Genomic DNA, 3,433 nt, shown 5'->3' with positions numbered 1-3,433 from the left:
CGTGCTTCGGCGAGCCGACCGCGCCGCTCGGCCTCCTGCTGCCGCTGCGCGGTGCGCAGCAGGCGTTCGTGCGCCAGCGCCTCGCGAGCAGTGGCTTCGACCCGCACCTCGGTCGGCACCTCGGCCGTCTCTGCGAGCACTCGCAGCGTGCGCTGCAGGCGCACCGCGTTGCGTTCGGCGGCCTTGAACTCTCGTCGTCGCACCCAGGAGGGCACCAGCACCGCCGCCCAGAGCAGCGCGGCGACGACGAAGATCACCCCGCCCCCGAATACTCCGCTCGTCATACCGGCCACACTACGATTCCGGCGACGCCCCGAACGGTCGGCGCGCCGCATGCGCAGCGAATCCGGGCGGCCCCTTATCGATCCGCGCGTTCAAGCCTGGCGAGCATCCCTCTGGGCGCCTCCTCCGCGGTGATGGCGAAGCTGTCGTGATCGCACCACTCCCCGGCGATGCAGATGTAGCGGGCCCGGCGCCCCTCGAAACGCAGCCCCAGCTTCTCGACGACCCGGAGCGAAGCCGAGTTCTCGGGCCGAATGCAGATCTCGACGCGATGCAGCCGCAGCTCGCCGAAGCACACGTCGATCGCGAGCGCGACGGCGGTCGGCGTGATCCCCCGGCCGGCGACGTGCTGAGAGATCCAGTAGCCGATCGAGGCGGATCGCAACGCTCCGCCACCGATGTCGGAGACCGTGAGCTGACCCACCACCTCGTCCTGGTACGTCATCACGAATGCGACGCTCTGCCCGGCGCGCTGCTGCCGCAGCATCCTCCTGATGACCGGGCGCATCGGCACCGATCCGGGTTCGGCTCCCCCGCCGCCGGGATAGGTCGCCTCCCACGGCTCCAGCCAGGCCCGATTCGACGTCAGCAGCTGCTGCAGAGCCGAGGCATCGCGCGGCCGCACGACGCGCAGTCCGATCGGGCCCGCCGAGCGCGGAGACGGCGACTCGATCGGGTGCGGAAGCGGGCTCACCTGTCGGACCAGTGACGCGCTATTCCGCCGCGCCGCCGGCTGCGCGGAGCCGATCGGTGAAGCCGAGCACCCAGTCGGTCAGCTCGGGGCCGAGCTCGTCATGGTCGACGCCCAGCAGCAGGTTCGCCTTGATCCAGTCGGCACGGTCCCCGGTGTCGTACCGACGACCGGTGAAGATGACCCCGTACACGGGTCGCTCCCCGCGCCCGGCGGCCAGCCCGTTGAGCGCATCGGTGAGCTGGTACTCGCCGCCGCGCCCGGGTTCGAGCTGGTCGATGAGATCGAAGATCTCGGCCCGCAGCACGTATCGACCGATGACCGCGAGGTTCGACGGCGCCTCGGCGGCAGAGGGCTTCTCCACGAGCGCGGTGATCCGCACGACGTCATCATCCGCGGTCGGCTCGACCGCGGCGCAGCCGTAGAGATGGATGGACTCCGGGGGCACCTCCATGAGCGCGACGACGGTGACCTCGTCCCGATCGTGCACCTCGATCATGCGGCTGAGCAGCGGATCCCGCGCATCGATCAGATCGTCGCCGAGCAGTACCGCGAACGACTCGTCGCCGACGTGCTTGCGCGCGCGGCCGACGGCGTGCCCGAGTCCCAGCGGCTGGCCCTGCCGAAGGAAGTGCACCTCCGCGAGCTCGCTCGACTCGTGCACCTTGTCGAGTTTGCCGTCGTCCCCCTTGCGCTGCAGGGTGTACTCGAGTTCGGGCACCCCGTCGAAGTGGTTGACCAGATTGTCCTTGTTGCGCCCGGTGATGATGAGCACGTCGTCCATGCCGGCGTTCGCCGCCTCCTCGACCACGTACTGGATCGCCGGCTTGTCGACGATCGGGAGCATCTCCTTCGGCATGGCCTTCGTCGCGGGGAGGAAGCGTGTGCCGAGCCCCGCGGCCGGGATGACGGCCTTGGTGACGGTGGATCGCGCACCGTTCGAGGTGCGACCTGCGCGTTGCTCTGTCGGACTCATATCTCCAACCTTAGAGGTTTCATGGTGAATTGCCACGGGCCCGGAGTTCGCCACCTAGACTGACGGCATGCCCGAGAACAGTGCTGTCTCCCGGATCGATGCCCAGAAGCGGCGCGTCCGCGACGCAGTGCGGTCCGCGCGCGCGGCACTCACCGAGACGCAGCGCGCAGCGTCGACCGATGGGTTGACGTCGCAGCTGGTCACACTGGCCTCGGCCCGGGGGGCCCGCTCCGTCTCCTGCTATCTCCCGGTCGGAGCCGAACCGGACACCCGCCCGTTCCTCGCCTGGGCCAGGGACGAGGGCGTGGAGGTGCTGCTCCCCGCGGCACGGCCGGATGGCCTCATGGATTGGATCGTCGATCGCGGCGCGGGCACCGTGGTCGGCGCCTACGGGATCCCGGAGCCGAACGGCGAGCGGCTCAGCCCGCTCGCCGTCGGGAACGTCGACCTCATGCTCATCCCGGCGAGTGCCGTGGATCGGAACGGGATCCGCGTCGGCTGGGGCCGCGGCTACTTCGACCGCTGCCTCGGTCCGATGACCGAACGCCCGCCGGTCTTCGCCGTCATCTACGAGAGCGAACTGCACGACGCACTGCCGCACGAGCCGCACGACATCCCCGTCACGGGAGTGGTGACCCCGGAGCGGATCCTCTACCTCGACCGGTGAGGTCCGCGCGCGGCGGCCGGGCTCGCCCGCGAGCCGTCCGCAGCCTGATTCCGGAACCATCGGTCGCCGGATTCCCAGTCCCGGGACCCACGGTCGCAGCACCCCCGGCGCAGAACCCCCGGTCGCAGCCGAGACGGTACAATCGACTCTCGTGCCTACCTATGCTTACCGCTGCGTCGACTGCGACCACGCGTTCGACATCTATCAGCAGTTCAGCGACGACGCGCTGACCGAGTGCCCTGAGTGCGGAGGGCGGCTGCGCAAGGTGTTCGGATCGCTCGGCGTGACCTTCAACGGCTCGGGCTTCTACCGCACCGACTCGCGGTCTGATTCATCCTCCGGAGGCTCCTCCTCGACAGCGTCGGCGGGCTCGGGATCCGGCTCGGGATCGGGCTCCTCGACGAGCTCCTCATCGGCGAGCGGTGGAGGTGCGTCGACCGGCGGATCCTCGTCTTCCAGCTCCTCTGCGGCCTGATTTCGCGAAAAATTTCGAAATCCGTACATCCCTTATGTAACAACGGGATAACGGAGGGTGTCCCGGCGAGATCGGTCCGGAATGCCGGGATCGAACTTGAAATCGCCTCGATACGTGTTAGTGTTCTGTGCTCGTATGTTGAAACAGAACGATTTCCAGGCGAGTCGCGCCCGCGGCGAAGCCGAAGAACACGCCGCTGAACAGCTGACCGCAACCCTTCCGGACCACGGCTCTGAGCACCGACTCCAGGGCCGGGCCCCGCGGACGCCGAAGCGCTCCGCACGATTCCGGCGGGCGGGCGTCTCCGCGGTGGCGGCACTCGCGCTCGTCGGCGGCATCGCC

General features: G+C 69.0%; 5 protein-coding genes and 2 pseudogenes. 3 read left to right on the top strand and 4 right to left on the bottom strand.

Features of this window, described 5'->3' with window-relative positions:
- The 3 genes and pseudogenes from ACFPZL_RS11355 to ACFPZL_RS11345 form a co-directional block, all read right to left on the bottom strand.
- Positions 1 to 284, bottom strand: a pseudogene (locus ACFPZL_RS11355) (hypothetical protein); the annotation flags it as partial.
- Between the two features lie 74 nt (positions 285 to 358).
- On the bottom strand, positions 359 to 976 hold the full coding sequence (locus ACFPZL_RS11350; protein ID WP_236022094.1) for a GNAT family N-acetyltransferase: 618 nt from the start codon (positions 974 to 976) through the stop codon (positions 359 to 361).
- A 19-nt stretch (positions 977 to 995) separates the two neighbouring features.
- Positions 996 to 1,949, bottom strand: a complete 954-nt coding sequence (locus ACFPZL_RS11345; RefSeq protein ID WP_218115970.1) for a UTP--glucose-1-phosphate uridylyltransferase — start codon at positions 1,947 to 1,949, stop codon at positions 996 to 998.
- 67 nt (positions 1,950 to 2,016) lie between these two features.
- Between ACFPZL_RS11345 and ACFPZL_RS11340 the strand changes: the two genes are divergently transcribed.
- Both ACFPZL_RS11340 and ACFPZL_RS11335 read left to right on the top strand, forming a co-directional pair.
- On the top strand, positions 2,017 to 2,616 hold the full coding sequence (locus ACFPZL_RS11340; protein WP_218115971.1) for a 5-formyltetrahydrofolate cyclo-ligase: 600 nt from the start codon (positions 2,017 to 2,019) through the stop codon (positions 2,614 to 2,616).
- 151 nt (positions 2,617 to 2,767) lie between these two features.
- Positions 2,768 to 2,908: pseudogene (locus ACFPZL_RS11335) on the top strand (FmdB family zinc ribbon protein); the annotation flags it as partial.
- 14 nt (positions 2,909 to 2,922) lie between these two features.
- On the opposite strand, the gene ACFPZL_RS11330 reads toward ACFPZL_RS11335, so the two are convergent.
- A complete protein-coding gene (locus ACFPZL_RS11330) occupies positions 2,923 to 3,120 on the bottom strand; it encodes a hypothetical protein (RefSeq protein WP_382335473.1) in 198 nt (65 codons plus the stop codon).
- Between the two features lie 109 nt (positions 3,121 to 3,229).
- Between ACFPZL_RS11330 and ACFPZL_RS11325 the strand changes: the two genes are divergently transcribed.
- On the top strand, positions 3,230 to 3,433 hold a 204-nt coding region (locus ACFPZL_RS11325), incomplete at its 3' end, for a hypothetical protein (protein WP_382335470.1).

It is taken from the genome of Leucobacter soli (assembly GCF_042659205.1).
GTDB classification, from domain to species: Bacteria; Actinomycetota; Actinomycetes; order Actinomycetales; family Microbacteriaceae; genus Leucobacter; species Leucobacter soli.
The sequence above is the reverse complement of the archived record's forward strand: the minus strand, read 5'-3'. Positions and strand labels throughout refer to the sequence as shown.